This is a genomic window from Nocardioides montaniterrae (genome assembly GCF_054782655.1).
The window spans coordinates 64,803-88,170 of record NZ_BAAGSB010000010.1 but is presented as its reverse complement, the minus strand read 5'-3'; the positions used below and the strand labels follow the sequence as shown (position 1 = coordinate 88,170).

At 71.7% G+C, this 23,368-nt stretch carries 23 protein-coding genes and 1 pseudogene; 13 read left to right on the top strand and 11 right to left on the bottom strand.

The features are described 5' to 3' along the window. Window positions 1-33 precede the first annotated feature (33 nt). From ACYVJ3_RS13815 to egtD, 3 genes are all read left to right on the top strand, one after another. Window positions 34-1,575 (top strand): MXAN_6640 family putative metalloprotease, encoded by a 1,542-nt coding sequence (locus ACYVJ3_RS13815; protein ID WP_460853609.1) that lies wholly within the window; start codon window positions 34-36, stop codon window positions 1,573-1,575. A gap of 171 nt (window positions 1,576-1,746) precedes the next feature. Beyond that, the gene (egtB, locus tag ACYVJ3_RS13810; RefSeq protein ID WP_460853608.1) at window positions 1,747-3,033 is read left to right on the top strand and encodes an ergothioneine biosynthesis protein EgtB; all 1,287 of its coding nucleotides are present in this window, start codon (window positions 1,747-1,749) and stop codon (window positions 3,031-3,033) included. Beyond that, a complete protein-coding gene (gene egtD, locus ACYVJ3_RS13805) occupies window positions 3,030-3,995 on the top strand; it encodes an L-histidine N(alpha)-methyltransferase (protein ID WP_460853607.1) in 966 nt (321 codons plus the stop codon). The genes egtB and egtD overlap by 4 nt, the downstream gene beginning before the upstream one ends. A gap of 348 nt (window positions 3,996-4,343) precedes the next feature. On the opposite strand, the gene ACYVJ3_RS13800 is transcribed toward egtD, so the two are convergent. Further along, window positions 4,344-6,467 carry a DEAD/DEAH box helicase gene (locus ACYVJ3_RS13800; protein WP_460853606.1) on the bottom strand — a complete coding sequence of 708 codons (2,124 nt, stop codon included), beginning with the start codon at window positions 6,465-6,467 and terminating at the stop codon, window positions 4,344-4,346. 139 nt (window positions 6,468-6,606) lie between these two features. Continuing rightward, window positions 6,607-7,149, bottom strand: a complete 543-nt coding sequence (locus tag ACYVJ3_RS13795) for a hemerythrin domain-containing protein (protein ID WP_460853605.1) — start codon at window positions 7,147-7,149, stop codon at window positions 6,607-6,609. Window positions 7,150-7,220: 71 nt separating this feature from the next. Between ACYVJ3_RS13795 and ACYVJ3_RS13790 the strand changes: the two genes are divergently transcribed. Next, window positions 7,221-8,078 carry an SDR family oxidoreductase gene (locus tag ACYVJ3_RS13790; protein WP_460853604.1) on the top strand — a complete coding sequence of 286 codons (858 nt, stop codon included), beginning with the start codon at window positions 7,221-7,223 and terminating at the stop codon, window positions 8,076-8,078. A gap of 116 nt (window positions 8,079-8,194) precedes the next feature. Next, the gene (locus ACYVJ3_RS13785; protein WP_460853603.1) at window positions 8,195-8,356 is read left to right on the top strand and encodes a hypothetical protein; all 162 of its coding nucleotides are present in this window, start codon (window positions 8,195-8,197) and stop codon (window positions 8,354-8,356) included. A gap of 2 nt (window positions 8,357-8,358) precedes the next feature. Here ACYVJ3_RS13785 and ACYVJ3_RS13780 read toward each other — a convergent pair whose 3' ends face one another. The 3 genes from ACYVJ3_RS13780 to ACYVJ3_RS13770 form a co-directional block, all read right to left on the bottom strand. Then, entirely contained in the window at window positions 8,359-10,455 is a 2,097-nt protein-coding gene (locus ACYVJ3_RS13780) for a bifunctional polysaccharide deacetylase/glycosyltransferase family 2 protein (RefSeq protein ID WP_460853602.1), read from the bottom strand. Then, entirely contained in the window at window positions 10,455-11,015 is a 561-nt protein-coding gene (locus ACYVJ3_RS13775; RefSeq protein WP_460853601.1) for a hypothetical protein, read from the bottom strand. The genes ACYVJ3_RS13780 and ACYVJ3_RS13775 overlap by 1 nt, the downstream gene beginning before the upstream one ends. A gap of 131 nt (window positions 11,016-11,146) precedes the next feature. Beyond that, window positions 11,147-12,502: a pyridoxal phosphate-dependent decarboxylase family protein gene (locus ACYVJ3_RS13770; protein ID WP_460853600.1), complete on the bottom strand. Its 1,356-nt coding sequence runs from the start codon at window positions 12,500-12,502 to the stop codon at window positions 11,147-11,149. A gap of 53 nt (window positions 12,503-12,555) precedes the next feature. On the opposite strand from ACYVJ3_RS13770, the gene ACYVJ3_RS13765 reads away from it, so the two are divergent. The 7 genes from ACYVJ3_RS13765 to ACYVJ3_RS13735 all read left to right on the top strand — a co-directional run bounded on the left by ACYVJ3_RS13765 (window position 12,556) and on the right by ACYVJ3_RS13735 (window position 17,365). Beyond that, window positions 12,556-13,119 (top strand): hypothetical protein, encoded by a 564-nt coding sequence (locus ACYVJ3_RS13765; RefSeq protein WP_460853599.1) that lies wholly within the window; start codon window positions 12,556-12,558, stop codon window positions 13,117-13,119. A gap of 76 nt (window positions 13,120-13,195) precedes the next feature. After that, window positions 13,196-13,813 carry a phosphatase PAP2 family protein gene (locus ACYVJ3_RS13760; RefSeq protein ID WP_460853598.1) on the top strand — a complete coding sequence of 206 codons (618 nt, stop codon included), beginning with the start codon at window positions 13,196-13,198 and terminating at the stop codon, window positions 13,811-13,813. A 67-nt stretch (window positions 13,814-13,880) separates the two neighbouring features. After that, on the top strand, window positions 13,881-14,342 hold the full coding sequence (locus ACYVJ3_RS13755) for a hypothetical protein (RefSeq protein WP_460853597.1): 462 nt from the start codon (window positions 13,881-13,883) through the stop codon (window positions 14,340-14,342). Beyond that, a complete protein-coding gene (locus ACYVJ3_RS13750; protein ID WP_460853596.1) occupies window positions 14,342-15,571 on the top strand; it encodes an NRAMP family divalent metal transporter in 1,230 nt (409 codons plus the stop codon). Before ACYVJ3_RS13755 ends, ACYVJ3_RS13750 begins: the two co-directional genes overlap by 1 nt. After that, complete coding sequence (locus ACYVJ3_RS13745) at window positions 15,568-16,200, top strand: PRC-barrel domain-containing protein (protein WP_460853594.1); 633 nt, start codon at window positions 15,568-15,570, stop codon at window positions 16,198-16,200. Before ACYVJ3_RS13750 ends, ACYVJ3_RS13745 begins: the two co-directional genes overlap by 4 nt. Further along, window positions 16,197-17,165 (top strand): iron-containing redox enzyme family protein, encoded by a 969-nt coding sequence (locus tag ACYVJ3_RS13740; RefSeq protein ID WP_460853592.1) that lies wholly within the window; start codon window positions 16,197-16,199, stop codon window positions 17,163-17,165. The genes ACYVJ3_RS13745 and ACYVJ3_RS13740 overlap by 4 nt, the downstream gene beginning before the upstream one ends. Further along, window positions 17,162-17,365: a CDGSH iron-sulfur domain-containing protein gene (locus ACYVJ3_RS13735; RefSeq protein ID WP_460853591.1), complete on the top strand. Its 204-nt coding sequence runs from the start codon at window positions 17,162-17,164 to the stop codon at window positions 17,363-17,365. The genes ACYVJ3_RS13740 and ACYVJ3_RS13735 overlap by 4 nt, the downstream gene beginning before the upstream one ends. Here ACYVJ3_RS13735 and ACYVJ3_RS13730 read toward each other — a convergent pair. After that, a pseudogene (locus ACYVJ3_RS13730) lies at window positions 17,353-18,365 on the bottom strand (enoyl-CoA hydratase/isomerase family protein). The gene ACYVJ3_RS13735 and the pseudogene ACYVJ3_RS13730 overlap by 13 nt on opposite strands. A gap of 30 nt (window positions 18,366-18,395) precedes the next feature. Then, window positions 18,396-18,578, bottom strand: a complete 183-nt coding sequence (locus ACYVJ3_RS13725) for a hypothetical protein (RefSeq protein WP_460853590.1) — start codon at window positions 18,576-18,578, stop codon at window positions 18,396-18,398. A 58-nt stretch (window positions 18,579-18,636) separates the two neighbouring features. On the opposite strand from ACYVJ3_RS13725, the gene ACYVJ3_RS13720 reads away from it, so the two are divergent. Next, a complete protein-coding gene (locus ACYVJ3_RS13720) occupies window positions 18,637-19,107 on the top strand; it encodes an SRPBCC family protein (protein ID WP_460853589.1) in 471 nt (156 codons plus the stop codon). A 212-nt stretch (window positions 19,108-19,319) separates the two neighbouring features. Here ACYVJ3_RS13720 and ACYVJ3_RS13715 read toward each other — a convergent pair whose 3' ends face one another. The 4 genes from ACYVJ3_RS13715 to ACYVJ3_RS13700 are packed head-to-tail and all read right to left on the bottom strand — an operon-like array spanning window position 19,320 to window position 23,358. Then, entirely contained in the window at window positions 19,320-20,135 is an 816-nt protein-coding gene (locus tag ACYVJ3_RS13715) for a crotonase/enoyl-CoA hydratase family protein (protein WP_460853588.1), read from the bottom strand. A gap of 46 nt (window positions 20,136-20,181) precedes the next feature. Continuing rightward, window positions 20,182-21,372, bottom strand: coding sequence for a DUF4032 domain-containing protein (locus ACYVJ3_RS13710; RefSeq protein ID WP_460853587.1), 1,191 nt, complete (start codon window positions 21,370-21,372; stop codon window positions 20,182-20,184). Beyond that, window positions 21,369-22,298: a carbohydrate kinase family protein gene (locus ACYVJ3_RS13705; RefSeq protein ID WP_460853586.1), complete on the bottom strand. Its 930-nt coding sequence runs from the start codon at window positions 22,296-22,298 to the stop codon at window positions 21,369-21,371. The genes ACYVJ3_RS13710 and ACYVJ3_RS13705 overlap by 4 nt, the downstream gene beginning before the upstream one ends. Then, on the bottom strand, window positions 22,279-23,358 hold the full coding sequence (locus ACYVJ3_RS13700) for an ABC transporter ATP-binding protein (RefSeq protein ID WP_460853585.1): 1,080 nt from the start codon (window positions 23,356-23,358) through the stop codon (window positions 22,279-22,281). The genes ACYVJ3_RS13705 and ACYVJ3_RS13700 overlap by 20 nt, the downstream gene beginning before the upstream one ends. Between the last annotated feature and the right edge of the window lie 10 nt (window positions 23,359-23,368).

Here is a 23,368-nt window from a genome sequence, read left to right as displayed (position 1 = left end):
AAGTGGTCACCTTCCCCGGACCTTGGAGCTGTCGTGCGCGCGAACGCCCTGCGCCTGCTGGTGCTGCCCCTCGTGGCTGCGCTGCTCGCCACCCCGGGTGCGGCGTCGGCGGTCTCGACGGGCTCGACCGACGGCGGAGGCTCGACCGACGGCGGAGGCTCGACCCACGGCGCCGGCTCGACCCACGCGAAGCCGCTGCTGCGTCCGACGACCCAGGACATGACCCTGCAGATGCGCGACCTGTTCGCGTCGCGCTCGCAGTTCGACCTGTTCACGCTGCTGCGCGCCAGCGTGCTGCTCGCGCGGCCGACCGACGGGTCACGCGACCCGGGAGGCGCCGGCTACAAGTCCCCCGCGACCGAGCTGTGCAACCACCGGATCTGCGTGCACTACGTCCGCAAGGGCGCCGACGCGCCGCCCAACCTCGCCTGGGTCCGGCAGACCCTGCGCACCATGACGCTCGCCTGGCACCAGGAGATCGGCGTGCTCGGCTTCCGCCGCCCGCCCAGCGACGGCAGGCGCGGCGGCGACGGCCGCTTCGACGTCTACCTCAGCGACCTCGGAGCACGCGGGCTGTTCGGCTACTGCACGCCGGAGAACGTCGTGAAGGGCCAGCAGCACGCCGCCTCCGGCTACTGCGTGCTCGACAACGACTTCGCCAAGAGGCAGTACGCCGCCCCGCGCGGCGTCTCGCTCCGCGTGACCGCGGTGCACGAGTTCTTCCACGCCATCCAGTTCGGCTACGACTACCGCGCCGACCCGTGGCTGATGGAGAGCACCGCGGTCTGGATGGAGGAGCACGTCGCCGACTCCGCCAACGACAACCGGCGCTACCTGCCCTACGGCGACCTGGCACGGCCCTGGGTCTCGCTGGACGACTACTCCGACACCGGCTACGCGCAGTACGGCAACTGGTCGTTCTGGCAGTACCTCACCGACCGCTTCGGCGCCGGCCTGATCCGCCAGGTGTGGGATCGCGTCGACGCCACCCACGGCGGGCCCTCGCAGGCGTCGATCCCGGCCCTCCGATGGGTCCTCTCGCGGCGCGTGAAGGGCGGCCTGGGCGCGCTGCTGACGTCGTACGCCGTGGCCAACCTCGACCCGTCCAAGGCGTACGCCGAGGGCAGCGCCTGGCCGCGACCCACGTTGTCGAGCAAGGTGCGGATGCGGCTGCCGCGGGGGCACCGCGACATCGCCGTACGGGTGAACCACCTCGCCGCGCGCGACCTGTCGTTCAAGCCGCCGCTGACCGGCGACCGGCGGGCGCTGCGGCTCACCATCCGCGCACCACGCAGCGACGCGTCGGCGGTGCTGACGATCCGGCGCGACGACGGCAGCGTCGTGCGCCGCTGGCTCGCGTTGCGCAACGGCCGCGCCGTGACGCGCGCAGACTTCTCCCCCACGGGCGTCGCCTCGGTGGTCGTGACGCTGGTGAACACCTCGTCGGCGTACGACTGCAACCGGGGCTCGCTGCTGTCCTGCGCCGGCATCCCCCGCGACGACCACGCGCGGTTCAAGGTCTCCGCGCAGGTGATGGCGATCGCGCGGCGGCACCACCCGCACCAGCGGGGGTAAGGCCCCCGAGAGGATCGGGCGGCTCCCCCCAGCCGCCGCCTGATCCGGCCCCTCCTGCCCTTCAACGAGGGACCGGGCGGCGGGTTCCGGCCACGGCTCGGTGAGCTTCGCCTCAGGCGCCGGGGATCGGGCCGGGGATCGATGTCGGTGCACCGCGCTAGGTTGGTTCGCATGCTCGACGCAGTCGCGCTCCGCTCCCGGTTCGACGAGGTCCGTGACCGGACCGAGGTCCTTGCGGCGCCCCTCTCACCTGAGGACCAGACCGTCCAGTCCATGCCGGACGTCTCCCCCACCAAGTGGCACCGCGCGCACGTCACCTGGTTCTTCGAGACGTTCGTGCTGGCCGACCACGAGGCGGGGTTCTCCCCCTTCCAGGACAAGTACTGGTTCCTGTTCAACAGCTACTACGAGGGCGTCGGGCCGCGCTACGACCGGCCCGAGCGCGGGCTGATCTCGCGACCGGGCGCCCACGACGTCGGTCGTTACCGCGGCAACGTCGACGACCGGATGCGCTCGCTCCTGGACACCCTCGACGACGGCGCGCTGTCCAAGATCGCACCGACCATCGAGCTCGGCTTCCACCACGAGCAGCAGCACCAGGAGCTGTTGCTGATGGACATCAAGCACGTCCTGTCGCGCAACCCCCTGCAGCCGTCGTACGCCGGGAGCCCGACCCCCGTGAGCGAGCCCGACCAGCTCGGCTGGGTCGATGTCGAGGGCGGCCTGGTCGAGATCGGGTCGGCCGGCGCGGGGTTCTGCTTCGACAACGAGCTGCCGCGGCACCAGCAGTGGCTGGAGCCCTACCGGCTGGCCGACCGGCTCATCACCAACGGCGAGTGGCTGGAGTTCATGGCCGACGGTGGCTACCGCCGCCACGAGCTGTGGCTCTCCGACGGCTGGTCGCGGATCAAGGCCGAGGGCTGGCGCGCGCCGTTCTACTGGTCCGAGATCGACGGGGTGTGGTTCGAGCACACGCTGCACGGGACCTTCCCGGTCGACCCCGGGCTGCCGGTGACCCACATCAGCCACTACGAGGCCGACGCCTACGCCACTTGGGCCGGCAAGCGGCTTCCCACCGAGGGCGAGTGGGAGCACGCCGCGATCGCGACCGGCGCGACCACCGACGGCGACGACGTGAACCTGGCCAACGACACGAGCTATCACCCGGTCTCGGCGGGCTCGACCACCGGGCTGCGGCAGATGTTCGGCGACTGCTGGGAGTGGACGTCCTCGGCGTACCTGCCCTATCCGGGGTTCCACCCGGCCGCGGGCGCGATCGGTGAGTACAACGGCAAGTTCATGTCCGGCCAGATGGTGTTGCGCGGCGGCTGCGCGCTGACGCCGGCAGGTCACGCCCGCGCCTCCTACCGCAACTTCTTCCCACCCGGCGCACGCTGGGCGATGTCCGGGCTGCGCCTGGCCGACGGCGGGACTCCTCGAGGAGGGATGACAGCGTGAAGGTCCTGCTCCCCACCGACTGGGCGACCGGCGCCCTGGTCGACGACGTACGCCGCGGCCTGGGGGCCGTGCCCCGCTCGCTGCCACCCAAGTGGCTCTACGACGCGGCCGGGTCCGAGCTGTTCGACCAGATCACCCGGCTGCCGGAGTACTACCCGACCGAGGCCGAGCGCGCGATCCTGCGCGACCGGTCGGCCGCCATCGTCGCTGCCAGCGGTGCGACGACCGTGATCGAGCTCGGCAGCGGCACCAGCGACAAGACCCGGCTGCTGCTCGACGCCTTCTCCGATCGCGGCCAGCTCGACCGCTTCGTCCCGGTCGACGTCTCGGAGGCGCCGTTGCGCGACGCCGCGCGCATGCTGTCGGCGCGCTACCCCGCGACCGCGATCGAGCCGATCGTCGGCGACTTCACGCTGCACCTGGGTCACCTCTCGGCGTACGACGCCAAGCTGGTGGTCTTCCTCGGCGGCACCATCGGCAACCTGTACGTCGAGGAGCGCGCGGCGTTCCTCGGCGCCCTGAGCGAGTCGATGGCGCCCGGGGACGGGCTGCTGCTCGGGACCGACCTGGTCAAGGACGCCGACCGCCTGATCGCGGCGTACGACGATCCCGGCGGGGTCACCGAGGCGTTCGTCAAGAACGGTCTGCTCGTGCTCAACCGCGAGCTCGGCGCAGACTTCTCCCCCGATGCGTTCGGCTACGTCCCGTTCTGGGACTCGCGGCTGCACCGGATGGACCTGCGTCTCCGTGCGGAGGTGCCCCAGCGGGTGCGGCTGCCGGGTGCGGACCTCGCGGTGGACCTCGCGGCCGGCGAGGAGATCCGGATGGAGATCTCCACGAAGTTCACCCGCGACGGCATCGCCGCCGAGCTGGCGGCCGCCGGCCTCGGTGTCGCCGAGCAGTGGACGGATCCCGCCGACGACTTCCTGGTGACGCTGGCCCGCAAGCATGCCTCGACCTGAGGAGTGCGCTCGCCGTGTGCTGTCACGGCGCGCCGAACGGTCGTCCGAGGATTCAGGACGCATCTCTGAAGGCCGAACGAACGTCCGTTCGTCGGTCTTGGACAGCCGGTCCTGAACCGCGAACGTCCGTTCGCCGGTCTCGAACAACCAGTCCTGAACCGCCGAACCTCCGTTCGCCGGTCTCGAACAACCAGTCCTGAACCGCCGAACCTCCGTTCGCCGGTCTCGAACAGCCGACCCTCGAGCGCCGAACGGACGTTCGTTCGGCTAAGGAGAGGTGTCACCTGAAATCCTCGGACGACCGTTCAGAGCAGGCGCGACCGGCCGCGGCCACCAGGGACGTGCCGGTCAGCGGCGCTTCTCGAGAGCGTCGGTGAGCAGCGCGACGAGGGCCTCGGTCTGCAGGTCGATGGAGGCCTCGACGGTCTCGCCGGCGCCGTCGAGCGCGCGAGCGGCGAGGCCGGCCTTGCGGTCGATGAGCTCGGCGATGCGGGTGTCGAGGGTCTGGGTCGCGATGACGCGCCAGGCGGTGACGGGCTCGGTCTGACCGATGCGGTGGACCCGGTCGATGGCCTGGGTCTGCTCCGCGTCGGTCCAGGAGAGCTCGGCGAGCACCAGGTTGGAGGCGACCTGGAGGTTCAGGCCGACACCGGCGGCGGTCAGCGAGCAGACCGCCACCTGGACGGCGGGATCGTTGACGAAGGCGTCGATCTGGGCCTGGCGGGTCGTCGAGCTCTGGTCACCACGGATCGAGGCGTACTTGATCCCGCGCGCCGCGAAGGTCTCCTCCGCGAGGTCCATGACGTCGATGTGCTTGGCGAAGAAGACGACCTTGCCGACGTTGCGCGCGAGCTGCGCGGTGTAGTCGGCGGCGAGGCCGGCCTTGGCCTGACCGATCCGGCGCAGCATGCCGAAGACGTTCTCACCGGTCTTGGAAGAGCTGTCCTCGCGCTCCCAACCGGCGACCTGGCGCACCAGGTCGTGGTCGATGCCGACGACGACCGACCCGGCACGGCGGTTGGCCAGCGCGGTGTCGTAGCGCTCGACCATCCGGCGGGCGAGCTCCTGCTCGGCCTTGCGGATGGAACGGCCGGCCTCGCCCTCGAGCTCGACCGGGAGGTCGGCCACCCGGCGGGCGGGGATGTCGGCGGCGACGTCGATCTTGCGACGACGCACGATGCCCTGGTCGACCACGCATCGGCGGGCGGCCGGGTAGAACGCGGCGTCGGCGGGACCGAGACCCGTCTCCTCGAGTGCCTCCATGAGCGACCCGAGCGGCACCTTCTCGTCGATCCAGCCGAGGAACTGCCAGATCGCCCGGAAGTCCTCGATGTCGTTGATCAGCGGCGTTCCGGTGAGTGCCATCATCAGCGGCCGCGGCACGCGGGCGCGGATCCGGTCGGCGATCTCCAGGACGTGCTGGGAGCGCTGCGAGGTCTTGTTCTTGATGTAGTGCGCCTCGTCGACGATCATCCCCCGGAAGCCGTGCTTGCCGAGCCAGCCGATGTGGCGATCCAGGATCTCGTAGTTGACGACGAACACGTCGGCGAAGCCGTCGACGTCGTCACCGTCACCGTGCAGCACGGTCGCAGTGCGGTGCGGCAGCCACAGCGACACCTCACGCGCCCAGTTGGTCTTGACGACGTTCGGGACGGCGACGAGCAGCGGGAAAGCGTCGGCGGCCTGCGCGGCGAGCAGCGCCTGCGCGGTCTTGCCCAGGCCCGGCTCGTCGGCCAGCAGGAACGTGCGGTGACCCGCGGCCGCCGAGGCGACCAGCTGGGCCTGGTGGTGCATGAGCTCGCGGCCGGCCGGCGTCAGCATCGTGGCGGGCTCGGGGAGCTCCATGATCGCGGCCGATCCCTCGGGCGCGCGCTCGAACGAGCGGAACAGCGGCTCGAGCAGCTCCCAGCCGGCCAGGCGACGCGGCTTGACCGGCGGGTGCGCACCCTCGAAGTCGGGGCGCTGGAACGGGTTGGCGAGCTGAGCCGCGGCCACGGAGACAGGCGTCACCCGGCGGTCGATGACCGCGATCTGGGTGTCGCCCGACGCGGCGGCCGGCTCCGGCTCGTCCTCGACGATGCCGCCCTTGGCGAGCAGCTCCCGGCGCAGTGCCTTGGCGTCGTCGGAGATCTCGACATCGGGGTCGAGCAAGGTGAACAGCGTGGAGTCGCGGGCAGCGGTCTGCGCCAGGATCGTCGCCACGCCGTCGAGCCGCTTCAGCTCCTCGGCGCGCCGGTTGTCGGAGAGGTCCGGATCGGCCTTGACCCGCATCCGCTCCTCGCGGACCAGGAGCGCGACCACCTGGAACTTGGTGCGCACCGACAGCACGGTCGACTGCCGCTGGACGGCCTGCTCGACCTCGCGCACGACACGGGCGAGGACCGGGATGAGGCCCTCTTCGTTGCGGTGCTTGGGTCCTGCGTTGTTGCGGTTACGACGCTGTGCGCCACCCCGCTGGCTGCTTCGAGCCACGGATGTCCTTCCCCATGACACCGTCCGTCGTGCTGCTGCAAGAGGGCTCGGCGGGCGTCGGTTTCCGACGTACGCCGACGGTGCCGGCTGGTTGATTCGGGGACCAGTCTACCAGCGGCGGGGGCGCGCGGAACGCGTCTCAGGACGCGGCGGCGGCCACGATCCGGCGTACGTTCTCGATGGCTCCGCACCCCTCGTCGACCAGCTCGTTGCGGCGCGCGGCCCACTTCTCGCCGAGCTCGCGACGTACCTTCTCGCTCACCTCCGTGCGGGCCGGCGAGATGATCGTCAGCTCCTCCTCGGCGATGTGGTGGGCGACCAGGTTGCTCAGCTCCTCGACCGCGTCGGTGAACGCCTGGGTGTCGGTGCCCTTGAGCTCGAGGACGTCGAGCAGGGCCTGGTCGCCCTCGTGGTGCTCGTGCTCACCGTGCTCGACGTCCTCCTGGTCCACGTCCTCGGCGTTGCGGCGGATGACGGGGTAGACCAGCTCCTCCTCGGCCTCGCCGTGAGCGATGAGGACGTCGGCGAAGGCGCGGCGTACGGCGTCGCGATCCGACGTCGCATCGCGGAGCTGGGCGAGGAGCCGCTCGAAGCGGCGGTGGTCCTCGCAGATCAGGTCGAGCACGTCGCCGCTCTCGGGACGGCCCAGGTCGATGGCGGTGGGGGTGTCGGTGAGGGTCATGCCGCCTGCGGTACCCGACGCGGTCGCCGGCATTACTGAAACACGTTCTAGTTTCAGGCTAGGCTGCCCGCGTGGGCACCTACGCAGTCACCGGCTCCGCCTCAGGCATGGGTGCAGCGGTCGTCTCCCGCCTTCGGGACGCGGGGCACACCGTGATCACCGTCGACCTGCACGAGGCCGACATCGTCGCCGACCTCGCGACCGCCGATGGCCGCGTCCGTGCGGCGACCGCGGTCCTGGACCGCTGCGGCGGCGTCCTCGACGGCGCCGTGCTCGCCGCCGGCATCGGGCCGTCATCCGGCCGCGACCGCTGCCGGCTGATCGCTCAGGTCAACTACTGCGGCACCGTCGAGCTGCTCGAGGCCTGGCGCCCGGCGCTGGCCTCCGCCGACCGCGCCAAGGTGGTCGCCTTCGCCAGCAACTCCACGACCACGGTCCCGCTGGTCCCCCGACGAGCGATCCGTGCGCTCCTGGCCGGCACGCCCGACCGCGCGGTGAGCGCGGTGCGGCCGTTCGGCAGGCTGGCTCCGGCCCTGATGTACGCCGCGTCGAAGATCGCCGTGTCGCGCTGGGTCCGCCGCGCAGCCGTCACTCCTGAGTGGGCGGGTGAGGGCATCCGTCTCAACGCGATCGCACCCGGGGCGATCCTCACGCCGCTGCTCGAGAAGCAGCTGGCGGCGCCGGCCGAGGCCAGGCAGATCAGGAGCTTCCCGGTGCCGATCAGGGGGTACGGCGACGCCGGCCACCTCGCCGACTGGGTGGTCTTCATGCTCTCGGACTCGGCCGACTTCCTGTGCGGCAGCATCGTGTACGTCGACGGCGGCTCGGATGCCTGGTTCCGCGCGGACGACTGGCCGGCGCGGGTGCCGGGCCACCGCGTTCCGGCGTACGTGAGGCGGATGCGGGAGTTCTCCCGGCGTACGTCCTGAGTGGCTTGGTCCTTTCGGACCAGAGCATCGCGGGCGCTCGGCCGATCCCCCGATCGGACGACGCCGACAAGGTTGAGCCATCCACCGAACGTCTCGGAGCCACCGGGAGGGAACCCATGTCCGCACGCGCAGCCATCACGCCGGAGCTCGACGCCACCACCCTCGAGATCGAGCGCGCCGAGCGCGAGCTCGCCAGCCTGCTCGAGCGCTCTCAGCGCCTGCACTACGCGCACATGGAGCACAACCCGAAGACCTGCCTGGTCTGCTTCAGCGCCTAGGGTCAGCCGCGCTTGCCGGACAGCGAGCCGTAGCGCTCCATGCGCTGCCACTTGAACGGGATGCCGGCGAGCGCGGTGAACATCGACTGGATGACCACGAGGTACATCAGCTGTCGGTAGACGAACTGCTGCAACGGCATGGCCCAGAGCGGACCGAGCCGCTCGCGGTCGAGGCGGAACGCGTAGACCGCCATCACCAGCTGGAGCACCAGGAACCCGAACCAGACGCCGAGCACCCGCACCGGGTCGAGGAAGAGCAGCCCGTAGACCGCGAAGACGTCGACCGTCGGCGCGAGCAGCGGCAGCAGGATCTGGAAGACGAAGAGATAGGACAGCCCGCGCCGCCCGAGCTTGCCCGCCTGGCCGCGCTGGAAGAGGGCGTCCCGGTGCTTCCACATCGCCTGGAAGGTGCCGTAGGACCAGCGGTAGCGCTGCTTCCACAGCGAACCGAGGGTGGCCGGCGCCTCGGTCCACGCGATCGCGTGCTCCTCGTAGACGACCCGCCAGCCGTCGCGGCACAGCGCCATGGTCAGGTCGGTGTCCTCGGCGAGGGTGTCGGTGCTGACGCCGCCGACGTCGAGCAGGGCCTGCCGGCGGAACGCGCCGATCGCCCCCGGAACGGTCGGCATGCACTGGCCGACGTCGAAGAGGCGACGGTCGAGGTTGAAGCCGAGGACGTACTCGATGTGCTGCCAGCGACCGAGCAGCCCACCGCGGTTGAGCACCTTGGCGTTGCCGGAGATCGCACCGACGCCCGGGTCGGCGAACGGCTGGACCAGCGTGGCGACGGTCTCCGGGTCGAAGACGGTGTCGCCGTCGACCATCACGACCAGGTCGTGGGAGGCGGCGGCGACCCCGGTGTTGAGGGCGGTCGGCTTGCCACCGTTCTCCTGGACGATCAGCCGCACGTTCTCCAGGCCGAGCCCCTCGACGATCGCCGCGGTCTCGTCGGTCGAGCCGTCGTCGACGACGATCACCTCGACCGGGTGGGTCGAGGCCACGACCGAGCGGACCGCCGCCTCGATCCCGGCAGCCTCGTTGTACGCCGGCATGATCACCGTGACGGGCTCGGTGACCGTGCCCTCGGGGCGCTGCAGCCGGACGTGCTTGCGGGCGGCGATCATCACCATGAGCGCGCGGAGCAGGCTGAGCGCGCCCGCGGCGATGAGGATCGCGTCCATCAGCCTCACGAGGGTGTTGCCGAACCGCACCTCGGCGACGAGCGCCCTGCCGGCGATCTTCTGGCCCGTGCTCGCGGGTCGCTGCAGACCGGGCACCCCGATCGCCTCGCTCAGCGTCTCGAACCGGAATCCCGCGGCACGCAGTCGAGGGATCAGCTCGCGCAGGGCCGCCACGGTCTGGCTGCGGTCCCCACCGGCGTCGTGCATCAGCAGCACCTGGCCGGCTGCGCCACGGGGCGTGGCGTTCTTGACGATCGCGGCGACACCGGGCCGGGTCCAGTCCCGGCTGTCGAGGGTGGTCAGCGCCGTGAGGTAGCCGTCGGAGGCGGCGCGCCGGATGACGGCGTACGTGCCGTTGTCGACCGCGTCGTTCTCCGAGCTGTACGGCGGGCGCAGCAGCGACGTCTGCTGACCGGTGATGCCGGCGATGGCGAGCTGGGCATCGCTGAGCTCGGCGTTCTGCCACCACGAGGGAAGCGTGCTGAGGTCCGCATGGGTCAGCGTGTGGACGCCGAGCTCGTGGCCGTCCGCGACGATCCGCTTGACCAGGCCGGTGTTCTCGATGGCCTGGGTACCGACGACGAAGAAGGTCGCCGGGACGTGCTGCTGACGGAGCACGTCCAGGATCTGGGGCGTCCAGCGCTTGTCGGGACCGTCGTCGAAGGTCAGGGCGATGACGTGCTTCCCGGGACCGACCGTGCGCGGCGTGCCGCCACGGTCGTCGATGACGGGTCCGCCGTGCATGATCGACTTCGGGACGTCACCGGCGGGGCCGGGCGGACGCGCGTCGAGGGCGACGCCGAACATGTGGTGGGTGTAGCCCTGGACCAGCAGAGCGAGCAGCAGAGCCACCATCGTGACCGCGAGCACCACCCAGTGGATGCGCGGCTTGACCTCGCGCGCTGAGTGACCCGGCATCAGTGGGTGGGACGGCTGGTGGGCCGCGTCGTGCTGCGCCCGCCGCTCTGGGTCGGCTTGGCGGTGGGCCGGTTGGTCGCGCCCGGGGCCGACGTGCTGTTCCCACCCTGCGTGGTCGGCGTCGCGCGCGTCGTCGCACCGGGTGCGGTCGCGCTGCTGCCGTGCCCCGTGGCCGTCGCGGCGGCGCTCGCCGAGGAGGTCGCGATCGCGGTCGGGGTCGCGCCGGCCTGCGCGCCGCGCGTCGATCCGGAGGGCGTGGGGCTGGCCGCGCTCGTGGGGATCGCGCTGGGCGCCACGCTCGGCAGGGTCGGCGTACCGTCCGTGCCGTGGGGGTCGGGGCTGGTGGCGTCGCCGCCACCGAAGACGGTCGGCACCTTGTCGAGGGACGGCAGGCCCGGGGCGGTGACCCGTACGCCGAACAGCGCGAGCACGACCAGGGTCACGGCATACGCGATCGCCAGCAGGCACACACCCACACCGACCCGGACGACCAGCCTGCGCCGTCGACCCGTCTGGTCGACGAAGACCGGCCCACCCGGTGCTGCTCCACCGCTCGTCACGCTGTCGTTCCTCCCGATCGGACCCGCTCCAGGGTACGCCGCGCAGGCCCCCACCCGCGCGTCCGGATGTTCAACGGCCCGCCTCGCGAGAGGACACGGAGAGGGACGTCACGTGCGCCGCGTCAGCGGGATCAGGCCATCGTGGCGATGATCGCGGCGAGGTCGTCAGCGGTCGTCAGCGGATTGACGATCGCGAATCGCGTGCAGGGCCGGCCGTGGTGCTTGGTGGGCGTCACGAAGGCCACCTGGTCGGCCAGCAGCCGCGCGCTCCACGCCTCGTAGTCCGCCTGTGCCCAGCCGACCCGTTCGAAGATCAGCACCGAGAGGTCCGGCTCGACCAGCAGCTCCAGGTGCGGAGCCGCCGCGATCAGGTCGCGACCGGCACGCGCGACGGCCAGCGTCTGCTCGACGGCGGCCGTGTAGGCGTCGGTGCCGTTGACGGCCAGCGAGAACCAGAGCGGCAGACCGCGGCCGCGCCGGGTCAGCTGGATCGCGAAGTCGCTCGGGTTCCACTCCCCCTCGACGGTGACGACGTCGAGGTAGCCGGCACGCTGCGTGTGGGCGGCCCGCGCGAGCACGGGGTCGCGATAGAGCAGCGCGCAGCAGTCGTACGGCGCGAACAGCCACTTGTGCGGGTCGACGATGAAGGAGTCGGCCCGCTCGATCCCCTCGAAGAGGTGCCGCACGGACGGCGCGACCAGCCCCGCTCCGCCGTACGCCGCATCCACGTGGAACCACCAGCCCTGCTCCTCGGCCACGTCGGCCAGCCCGGCCAGGTCGTCGACCACGCCGAGGTTCGTCGTACCGGCGGTGCCGACGACGGCGAAGACCGAGCCGATCTCCTCGGGCGAGGCCGACGCGAGCCAGGCGCGCACGGCGGATCCGGTGAGCCGACCGCGGTCGTCACCCCGCAGGAGCACGACGTCGACGTCCATCACCGACTCGAGCGCGTGCCGGACCGAGGAGTGCGTCTCGTCGGTGAGGATCACCGACCAGCGGGCGGGCCGGTAGCGGCGGTGGTGCAGCGCCGAGGAGCGCGCGGCCACGAGCGCCGAGAGGTTGCCGATCGTGCCGCCCTGGACGAAGACACCCCCGGCGCCGTCGGGCAGCCCGGCGGCCGATGCCAGCCACGCCAGTGCCTGGTTCTCGGCGAAGACCGTTCCCGAGCCCTCCAGCCACGAGCCGGCGTAGACCGACGAGGCGCCGACCAGCATGTCGAACGCGGCCGCCGCCTTGGACGGTGCGCCGGGGATGAACGAGAGGTAGCGCGGGTGGTCGACCGAGAGGCACGCCGGCCCCAGCACCTCCTCCCACAGCCGAGCGACCGAGCCACCGAGGCCACCGGTCGTGATGGTCTGTCCGCACGCGTCGAGCAGCTCCTCCGGCGTACGCGAGAAGTCCAGCGGCGCGGCCATCTCGAGGCGCTCCTGCGACATCCGCATCAGCTCGCGGACCAATCGGTCGACACCGTCGTCGTAGGCGTGCACGCCTCGACTGTAGGCGGTTTGGAAAGCGGCGGCGCGGGGCACGAACACCAGCCATGAAGAAGGTTCTGGGGGCCCTCGCCGTCCTGCTCGTCGTCACGCTCGGGCTCAGCGACGCGAGCCCGGCGCACGCCTCGGTCGCTGCGCACACCTGGTACGACGCCGCCGGCACCACCACGAGCGACTGCTCACCGCCACTGGCGACCCGACGCGCGGTCGACCTGCGCAAGGTCAACGAGAAGCCCGTCGTCGGCGGAGTGCTGTTCACCGCTCACGTCACCGACCTCACCCTTCCGCGCAGCACGGTGTGCGGCGCGAGCGCGACCTCCTACCAGTTCCTCGTCGAGTACTGGGTCAACGGCCACGTCCGCTATGCGATCGGGACCGTCGGCCACACCGGCACGACCTGGGCCGACTGGCGCCAGGACGACAAGAACATCGACTCGACCGTCGGCATGCACATGGCCTACTCCACCGCCAACGACTGGGTCCAGCTCAAGGTCTCGTCCAAGGGCATGCCCGACGGCGCGCACATCACCAGCATCCACCTGGACCAGTCCTACGGCCGCTGGGCGCGCACGGCCGCCTCCGACGACTTCCGCACCAACTCCTACCTCTGAGCGCGACCGCGACCGAACCTCGCCTCGGGAGCCCGGTTTCATCGCTCCTTCACGCCAGATCCCCTACCGTCACGCCATGAGCACGAGCACCGGCCACGTCGTCGCGCGCCATCTCGACGAGAGCTGGTTCAACGCGGTCAACCACTTCGCTCGGGTGACGACCTGGCTGCACGCCCCGGCGCGGCTGTACGCCGAGCGCGGTGTCGTCGTCTTCGCGCTGCTCCTGGTCGGCGCCTGGTGGCTGGCCCGGCGCAGCGGTGATCAGCGCCGGATGACCGCCGCCCTGTGGGCTCCCTTCGGCGCGCTGCTCGCGCTCGGCCTCAACCAGCCGATCTCGAACGCGGTCGCCGAGCCCCGGCCCTACACCGTGCTCCCCCACGCACTGGTCCTCGTGCACCGCTCGACGGACTTCTCCTTCCCCAGCGACCACTCGGTGATGGCGGGCGCGGTGGCCGCCGCCGTGCTCCTGGTCAGTCGCCGCCTCGGCCTCGTCGCCGTCGTGCTCGCGGTCCTGATGGCCGCGACGCGCGTTTACGTCGGCGCCCACTTCCCGATCGACGTGATCGCCGGGCTCGCGGTCGGCGCGATCATCAGCACCGCCGGCTACCTCCTGCTGCGTCCCCTCGGTCTGTGGCTCGTACGCCGGCTCGACGCGACGCCGCTGCACCCGCTGCTCAGCGCCGCGCCCCGCTGACGGGCTGACGCCGTCCCCGGTCAGGGGAACACCGTTTCGACACTGCGCGCCCGGGTACCTCCGACGCGTGCATCGTCCGGCCTCCCTCCTGCTCCTCGCGGTCGCGCTCACCCTCGCCTCGGCGACGGCGTGCGAGCCAGCCCAGCCCGACCACGAGGACTGGCGCGACGACGCCTACTACGCGGTCAGCGACACCAGCAGCGACATGGCGGCGGCGTACGCCGTCCTGCGCCAGCTGGAGCGCGACCGCGTGATGGGCAACTTCGCGCAGGTCTCGCTGGTGACGGCTGAGGAGCACGCCGGAAAGGTGGCCGACCGGTTCGGCGCCGAGCAGCAGCCGGAGGCGGACGATGCACGCCAGCACCGGGTGGAGGAGGCCCTCTCCAGCGCCGGGGACCTCCTCACCGCCACGCGGGAGGCCGTCGTTCGACGGAACCGGTCCGCCTATCCGGGGCTCGCCTCGCGGCTTACGCAGACGCGGCGAGCCCTGGACAGGCTGGCCACGGACCTGGGCGGGGTGCGCGGCTGATGAAGAAGTACATCCAGGTCGCGCTCGGCATCCTCACCGCGATCGGCGGGTTCGTCGACATCGGGGACCTCGTCACCAACGCCCAGGTCGGCGCCCGCTTCGGCACCTCGCTGGTGTGGTCGACCCTGGTCGGCCTGGTCGGCATCTGCCTGTTCGCGGAGATGTCCGGCCGGGTGGCGGCCGTGAGCGGGCGCGCCACCTTCGACCTGGTGCGCGAAAGGCTCGGCCCGCGCTTCGGCATGCTGAACCTGGTCGGCTCGATGCTGGTCACCCTGCTCACCTACATCGCCGAGATCGGCGGTGTGGCCCTCTCCCTCGAGCTGGTCTCCTCGGTCCAGCACGTGCTGATCGTCCCGTTCGTCGCACTCGTCGTCTGGCTGGTCCTGTGGCGGGCCAAGTTCAACCTGATCGAGAACGCGTTCGGCATCCTCGGCCTCGCGCTCATCGTCTTCGCCGTCGCGGTCTGGCAGCTCGCGCCCGACTGGGGAAGCCTGGCCCACCAGGCGGCGACCGCCGCGAAGCCGCACGACGAGCTGTGGTCGACGTACTGGTACTACGCCGTGGCGCTGTTCGGTGCCGCGATGACGCCGTACGAGGTGTTCTTCTTCTCCAGCGGGGGCGTCGAGGAGAAGTGGAGCACCGAGGACATCGGCGTGATGCGGGCCAACGTCTTCATCGGCTTCCCGCTCGGTGGGCTGCTCTCGATCGCGATCGTCGCGGCCGCGTGGCTCACCCTCGGCCCGCTCGGCGTGAGCGTCGGGTCGCTCGACCAGGTGGGGCTGCCGGTCGCCGTCGCGATGGGCAAGATCGGCCTCGCGATCGTGATCGTCGGCTTCTTCGCGGCCACGTTCGGTGCGGCCTGCGAGACCGGCCTGAGCGTGGGCTACAGCATCAGCCAGTACCTCGGCACCCAGTGGGGCAAGTTCGTGCGGCCCGACAAGGCCACCTTCTTCCACCTGGTCGTGGGGCTCTCCACGGTGATCGCGGCGGGCGTGCTGCTGACCGGCGTCGACCCGATCAAGGTCACCGAGGTCTCCGTGGTGTTCTCCGCGGTCGCGCTGCCGCTGACCTACTTCCCGATCCTGGTCGTGGCCAACGATCCCGACTACATGGGCGAGCACGTCAACGGGCCCGTCGCCAACGCGCTCGGCACCGTGATGCTCGTGCTGGTCCTGGTCGCCTCGATCGCCGCGATCCCGCTGATGATCTGGACGGGGATGGGCCGATGAGCCAGACCACCAACCGCCTCGCCGACCCGTTCGACGCGGTCCTCCACCTCCTCGACCGGCAGCTGATCGACGTCGACGGCCTGCTCGCCGGGAAGGTCGACGACCTCGAGCTGACCGAGGGACCCGACGGCTGGCGCATCACCGCCGTCCTCACCGGGACCACGGCGCTCCTGCACCGTCTTGGCGGCCGCATCGGCAACCGGCTGGTCGAGCTGCACGCGCAGCTGCGGGTCACCGAGCCCGACCGCGACGTCCCGTGGCGGATCCCCATCACGCAGGTGTCGTACGTCGACAGCGCCGTCCACCTCGATCGCGCCCGCAAGGGCGTGCTGCACCACAACCACGTGGGCCGGCGCCTGGGCCGGCTGACCGGGATGCGCGTCCTCGAGTCGGGCCGCTGCGTCGGCCGGGTGATCGACGTCCACGTCGTGCCCGCCAGCGGGCGCCTGGTCCTCGAGTCGCTGGTCGTGGGCCGCGGCGGGCCGGGCTCCTACCTGGGCTACGACCGCAACGAGGAGAAGGGCCCGTGGCTCGTGCGCGCCATCGTGCGGGCCTGGCACCGCGGCACCCGGACCGTCCCCCTCTCGCGGGCCGCGATCGACTGGGACGCCCGCGAGGTGAACCTGTGACGCGGCTGCCGACTCCGCGCGGCCCGTTGACCGAGCAGCTCGTGGGTCTGCTCGAGGCCGGATCGCCGCCCGTCACCGCGCTCGTCCCGCCCGCGTCGGCCACCGCCGACGGCGACGACCTCCAGCTCGGGCTGTGGATCCTCTACGAGCAGCACTACTCCGGCTTCGACGGCGTCGACCCCGTCCTCGAGTGGGACCCCGACCTGCTGCGGCTGCGCCGGACGCTGGAGAACCGGTTCGAGCCGTGGCTGCGTTCCATGGTCGCCCGCGACGTGGCGGACGCGGCCGAGATCGCCGACGCCGACGGCCTCGTCGCCGCGCTCACGCACCTGACCCGGGACCAGCCGGGCAAGCTCGCCCAGCACCTCCACCGCGATGCCACCCGCGAGCAGGTCGGCGAGTTCCTGGTCCAGCGCAGCGTCTACCACCTCAAGGAGTCCGACCCGCACACCTTCGCGCTGCCCCGGCTGGCCGGCGCCGCCAAGGTCGCGCTCGCCGAGCTCGTCTACGACGAGTACGGCGCCGGCGTGCCCGAACAGCTGCACAGCCGACTGTTCGCCGACGCCATGGAGGCGATGGACCTCGACGCGACGTACGGCGCCCACCTAGACGCGGCCACCTGGCAGACGCTCGCGTTCAACAACGCGATGTCGCTCTTCGGGCTGCACCGCCGCCTGCGCGGCGCCGCGATGGGGCACCTCGCCGCCTTCGAGATGTCCAGCTCGCTGCCGTGCCGCCGCTACGTGCAGGGCATCGAGCGGCTCGGGCTGGGTGAGCGGGTCGCCCGCTACTTCGACGAGCACGTCGAGGCCGACGCGGTGCACGAGCAGCTGGCGTCGCGCACCATCTGCGCGCAGCTGGTGCAGGAGCACCCCGCGCTCCGCCACGACGTGCTGATGGGCGCGGCCGCCTGCGTGTGGCTCGACGACCTCGCGGGGTCCGCCCTGATGGAGTCGTGGGCATGAGGCGGGCGAGCGCGACCTGCGTTCCCGGCGGTCCGCTGCTGCTGCGCGGCGCCGACGTCGTCCTGGACGAGGAGGGTCACGCCCACGACGTACGCCGACCCGTGGTCGCCGTCTGCACCTGCGGCCTGACCCAGCGCGCGCCGTGGTGCGACGGCACGCACAAGGTCGCACCGGAGCGCCCCGACGGTCAGGACAAGTAGTCCGCCACCACCGCGGGGTCGACCTCGTCGAGCGTCGCGGGCTGCCACTGCGGGTTGCGGTCCTTGTCGATGACCTGCGCCCGGATGCCCTCGCGGAAGTCGTGGGACCCGTGCAGCAGGCGTACGCCGACGCGGTGCTCGAGGTCGAGCGCCTCCTCCAGCGAGGTCAGCGTGCGCGCCCGGCGGAGCGCTGCCAGGGTCACCATGACGGCGGTCGGGCTCTTGGCCCTGATGGTCGCCGCAGCCTCGGCGGCGTCCGGTTCGGCGCGCTCGTCGAGTCGGGCCACGATCTCGCGGGCGTCGTCGGAGGCGAAGCAGGCGTCGATCCAGTCCCGCTGGCCGGAGAGCCAGGCCGTGCCGGCCGGGACCGCTACGGCAGCCAGCGCCTCGTCGACGTCGGTGGTCTCGAGATCCTCGATCAGGCCGGCGAGGGCGGAGGACGGCACGACCAGGTCGGCCAGCCCCAGCTCGATCGCGTCGGCGGCGCCGAAGTGCCGGCCGGTGAGGGCGGCGTACGTCCGAGCTCGCCGGGGGCGTGCGAGAGGAGCCAGGTGCCGCCGACGTCGGGCACGAAGCCGATTCCGGTCTCGGGCATCCCGATCCGGGTGCGCTCGGTGACGACGCGGTGCCCGGCGTGCGCCGAGACGCCGACCCCTCCACCGAGGACGATGCCGTCCATCAGGGCGACGTACGGCTTGGGGTAGCGGTCGATGAAGGCGTTGAGGTCGTACTCGTCGCGCCAGAACGTCTCGGTCCCCCGCCCGCCGGTCACGGCGTCGCGGTGGAAGCTGACGATGTCGCCGCCCGCGCACAGGCCGCGCTCACCGGCGCCGGTCAGCACCACCGTCTCGACGGCTGCGTCGGACTCCCACGACTCGAGCTGCCGCATGAGCAGCCCGACCATCTCGTGGGAGAGGGCGTTGATCGCTCGGGGGCGGTTCAGCGTGAGCACGCCGACGCGCCCGCGGCGCTCGGCGAGGACCGTCGGTTCGTTCGTCATCGGCACGACCCTAGGGGCCGCGCCGGCGGGTCAGTCGGTCCGGTACTCCGACCCGACCTCCGAGGGGTTGCCCTCCTCGGGCTCGGTCTCGCGCTCGGGGTCCAGCTCATCGGGCGGGTCGCCCATGCCCGGCGTACCCAGGGGGCCGCCGTGGCCGCTGTTCTCCGACGGCTCGCCCGCGGGCCCGTCTCGTCCCTGCTCGTTCTCGTCCATGGCGTCGCGGTACCCGAACGGCGGCCCGGCAAGCCTCGTACGGCGCTAGCCTCGGGCCATGCCCACCTGTGAGCCCGTCGACCTGACCTTCTTCGAGACCGCGCCGCAGCGCTGGGAGCAGAGCTGGGAGGTGCCGCGCTCGGCCGAGGAGTTCTGGGCGGACCTGGTCGCGAACCCGCTGCACTGGTGCCGCGGGCTCAAGATCCGCTGGACCTCCCCTGCGCCGTACGGCGTCGGCACCACCCGCCACGTGACGAGCCTCGGGCTGATCCGGGCGAACGAGCACTTCTTCCTCTGGGAGGAGGGCCACCGGCACGCGTTCTACTTCACCGACGCGAACCTGCCGCTGTTCAAGAGCTTCGCGGAGTACTACGAGGTCGAGCCGACGGGCGAGGGTTCCTGCCGCTTCACCTGGAAGCTCGCCGCCGCCCCGACCACCGCCGGCAAGCCCGGCAAGCCGGTCAACAACCTGATCATGGGCAACCTGCTCAAGGACACGACGAAGTACGTCGCCTCGCTGTCGGGCTGAGCCGCGGTCAGCCGCGCAGGAGCCGGCGACTGTCCAGGGCGAGGGCGAGCACGAGCCTGACCCAGCTCGGCGAGCCGGCACGGATCGCCTCCTGGCGCGTCACCATCCAGCCATCTGCGGTCATGGCACCCATTGTCCGCGGATCGCGCCTGCGGCCGTAGTGCGTGGACGACAAGGCGACGGCCGTTCTTCGGTGCGGCGGACCAGTTACCTCAGCGTCCGGTGAACTCCGGCGGCCGGCGCTCGACGAAGGCGGTCATCGCCTCCTGCAGGTCCTCGCTGAGCAGGAACGCCGCGTTCCAGGCGGCGGTGTAGCGCAACCCCGCCTCGACCCGCGGCCCGCGCTCGGCGTCCAGGACGTCCTTGATGCCGGCCAGGACGAGCGGCGAGTTGGCCGCGATCCGCTCGGCCATCGCGGTCGCCTCGGCCATCAGGGTCGCCGCGTCGGCGTACGTGCTGTTGACCAGGCCGATCTCGCGCGCCCGGGTCGCGTCGATGTCGTCGCCGGTCAGTGCGAGCTCGCGCAGGTGGCCGTCGCCGATGATGCCGACGAGCCGCTGCAGGCTGCCGAGGTCGGCCACGATCGCGATCCTCACCTCGCGCACGCTGAACTTCGCGGCGGCGGTGGACAGGCGTACGTCGCACGCCGCGGCCAGGTCGACGCCCCCACCCACGCACCAGCCGTCGATCGCAGCGACGGTCGGCGTCCGGCAGGCGGCCACGGCGGTGAGCGCGTCCTGCCAGTCGCGGATCAGCGCCAGCAGCTGGGTGCGGGCCCCGGCGCCGCCGTCGGCCAGCCAGCGCCCGAAGTTCACGCCCGCCTCCGCCAGGTCGAGCCCGAAGCCGAAGTTGCCGCCCACGCCGGCGACCACGATCGCGCGCACGTCCGGGTCGGCGTCGAGCTCGCGGAACGTCGTACGCAGCTCGGCGAAGTACGCCGCATCCATCACCGGCTTGCCGCCGGGCCCCGCCGGCTCCACCGTCGCGATGTGGCCTGACCGACTGATCGTGAAGCGCCGCTCGTCCATGCTCGGACCCTAGCGCCGGTTCGACGGACCGCGCCCGGCACCGGCCTCAGGCGTCCCGCTCGGGCAGGACCGTCTCGAAGTAGTCGCGCGCGGCGACGGAGTTGGACACGTCGCGCCCGCTCTCGACCGACATCTCCCAGCGGTGCTCGAGCACCTCGTGGAAGACCTCGGCCTCGTCGCGCCGGCCGCGCAGGTGGTGCGGGATCGCGGAGACGACGGGGGCATACGCCTCGATGAGCCAGCGGCTGGCTGCGGTCGCCTCGGAGACGGGCGCACCGGTGTCCTGCTCGAGCCAGGCGCGGAAGGCCGCGATGTCGCCGAGGAGCCGGCGGGCCTGCTGGTCCTGCACGTCCAACCCGGTGCGTCGCATCAGGAGCCGACGCCAGCGGCCGGGGTCGGCGACGCGGGTGCGCAGCCGCACCTGCGAGCCGTCCTCCGCCGGGACGAGCTCGATCTCGTCGACGTCGAAGCCCAGCTGCTCGATCGCGCGGATGCGCTCGCCGATCAGGTAGCGCTGCTCGTCCTTGGCGACGACCGTCTCGCGGGTCACCTCGCACCACAGCGACTGGTAGCGCACGACCACGCTGTCGGCGGTGTCGACCGGGTCGATCCCGTCGGCGAGCAGCCCGCCGGCCTCGAGGTCGAGGAGCTCACCGCAGATGCGTTCGTGCGCGAGGTCGAGGTCGAGGTGCCGCTGCCCGTCGGAGAGCTCGGGGTGCTGCTCCATGGTCTCGGCGTCGACGAGGTAGGCCTCGTAGTCGCCGGCATCGAGCTTGAAGAGCGTGTTGGACAGCGAGCAGTCGCCCCACTGGTAGCCGGCGAGGTGCAGCCGGACCAGCAGCTCCACCATCGCGCCGATCAGGTTATCGAGCTTGGGCCCGGCGTCGATGGTGCTGAGCAGGCGGCGGTACGTCGCGGCGTACGCCAGGTGCCGCGTGACCAGGATGCCGTCCTGGTCGTCGCGGTCCAGGCAGGCGCCGAGCACCTCGACCGCGGGGATGCTCGCCTCGGCCAGGCTGCGCAGGAAGCGGTACTCGCGCCGCGCCAGCTCGTCGGGCAGCTCCTTGAGCACGAAGCTCCCCTCGTCGCTCTCCACGAAGCGCACCACGTGGCGGTGGATGCCGGCGTTCGGCACCTCGACCAGGCAGTCGTCCTCCCAGTCCGCCAGCGGCGTCTCCCACGGCAGTCCCAGCAGCGCGGCCGCGCCGCTCGCCGCGCCGTCGAAGACGAACCTCACGGCGACGCCAGGTCCGCGCGCCGGGGCGGGTCGGCCCCATGCCGCTGGACGGTCACCGCGGCGCACGAGGCGGCGAACGCGACGGCCCGGGTCAGCGCCGGTACATCGATCGAGTGCAGCTGGATCGCGCGGTCCCGGCCGAGCAGCCCGGCATCGCCCAGCGCCGCCAGCAGGCCCGCCATGAAGGAGTCGCCGGCGCCGATCGTGTCCGCCACGGTGACCGGCGGGGTCGGGACGCGTACGTCGCCGGAGGGCCCGACGGCGTACGCACCGAGAGCACCGCGGGTGACCACCACGAGTGCCGGCCCGAGCTCGTGCCACCAGCGCGCAACGGCCTCCTGGTCGACATCCGGGTAGAGCCAGGCCAGGTCCTCGTCGCTGGCCTTGACTACGTCCGCCAGCGACACCAGCTCCTCGATCCGCTTGCGGGCCACCTGGGCCTCCCCCATCAGCAGCGGCCGCACGTTGGGGTCGTAGGAGATCGTCGCCGTGCTCCGGAGTGCGCGCACTGCCTCCAGCACCACCGACGCGCCCGGCTCGACCACGGCGGCGATCGACCCGGTGTGCAGGAGCCGCGGCGCGCTGGGGACGAACGCCTCTAGGGACCAGTCGACGTCGAAGTCGTACGCCGCCGCACCATCGGCACCGATCCGCGCGACGGCCGTCGACGTGCGGCCGCGCGCGGGCCCGCCCAGCAGCGCGACGTCGTTGGCGTCGGCGTACCGCCGGATCAGGGCACCGTGGGCGTCGTCACCGAGGGAGGTCTGGAGCGCCGTCGGTACGCCGAGCCGGCGCAGCCCGACCGCGACGTTCAGGGGGCTGCCGCCGACCCTCGTCTCCCGGTGCCGGCCCGGACGATCGATCAGGTCGACGATTGCCTCCCCGATGACGACGGCCTCAGGCACGTCATGCCGAGAGGCGCTCACCGGTCTCCTTGTCGAAGACGTGCACGTTCGCGGGGTCGGTGGTCACGTGCAGCAGCTCGCCCTTGCGGGCCGAGTCGCGGCCACGCGCTCGCACGATGAGGTCGTGCGGGGTGCCCTCGACGTCGCAGGAGCCGTAGACGTACGCGTCCGCGCCGAGGTCCTCGATGACCGACACGGTCAGCGGGATGCCCTCGCCAGGACCGACCAGCCGCCAGTTCTCGGGGCGTACGCCGACCACGACGCTGCCCTGCATCCGCTTCGCCGCCGTGGCGTCCACGGGCACGAGGTAGTCGCCGATCCGCACCTCGCCACCGGCCGCCGTGCCCGCGAGCAGGTTCATCTGCGGGGAGCCGATGAAGCCTGCGACGAACAGGTTGGCCGGCCGGTCGTACAGCGCCAGCGGCGTGTCGACCTGCTGGATGACGCCGTCCTTCATCACCGCGACGCGGTCGCCCATCGTCATCGCCTCGACCTGGTCGTGGGTGACGTAGACCGTCGTGACGCCGAGCTCGCGCTGGAGCTTGGCGATGTCGGTGCGGGTCTGCACCCGCATCTTCGCGTCCAGGTTGGACAGCGGCTCGTCCATGCAGAAGACCTGCGGCTTGCGCACGATCGCGCGACCCATCGCGACGCGCTGCCGCTGCCCGCCCGAGAGCGCCTTGGGCTTGCGCTGGAGGTACTCGGTCAACCCGAGCATCTCCGCGGCCTCGGCCACGCGCTGCTGCAGCTCGGGCTTCGGGACCTTGGCGAGCTTGAGGGCGAAGCCCATGTTCTCGGCCACGGTCATGTGGGGGTAGAGCGCGTAGGACTGGAAGACCATCGCGATGTCACGGTCCTTGGGGGCCAGGGTGGTGACGTCGCGCTCGCCGATCCGGATCGAGCCGCCGGTCACCTCCTCCAGGCCGGCGAGCATCCGGAGCGTCGTGGACTTGCCGCAGCCGGACGGGCCGACGAGCACCATGAACTCGCCGTCCTTGATGTCCAGGTCGATGCCGGGGACGGCGGGTGTGTCCGCGCCGGGGTACCAGCGCTGGGTTCCCTGAAAGCTGATCGTTGCCATTGTTCGTGCC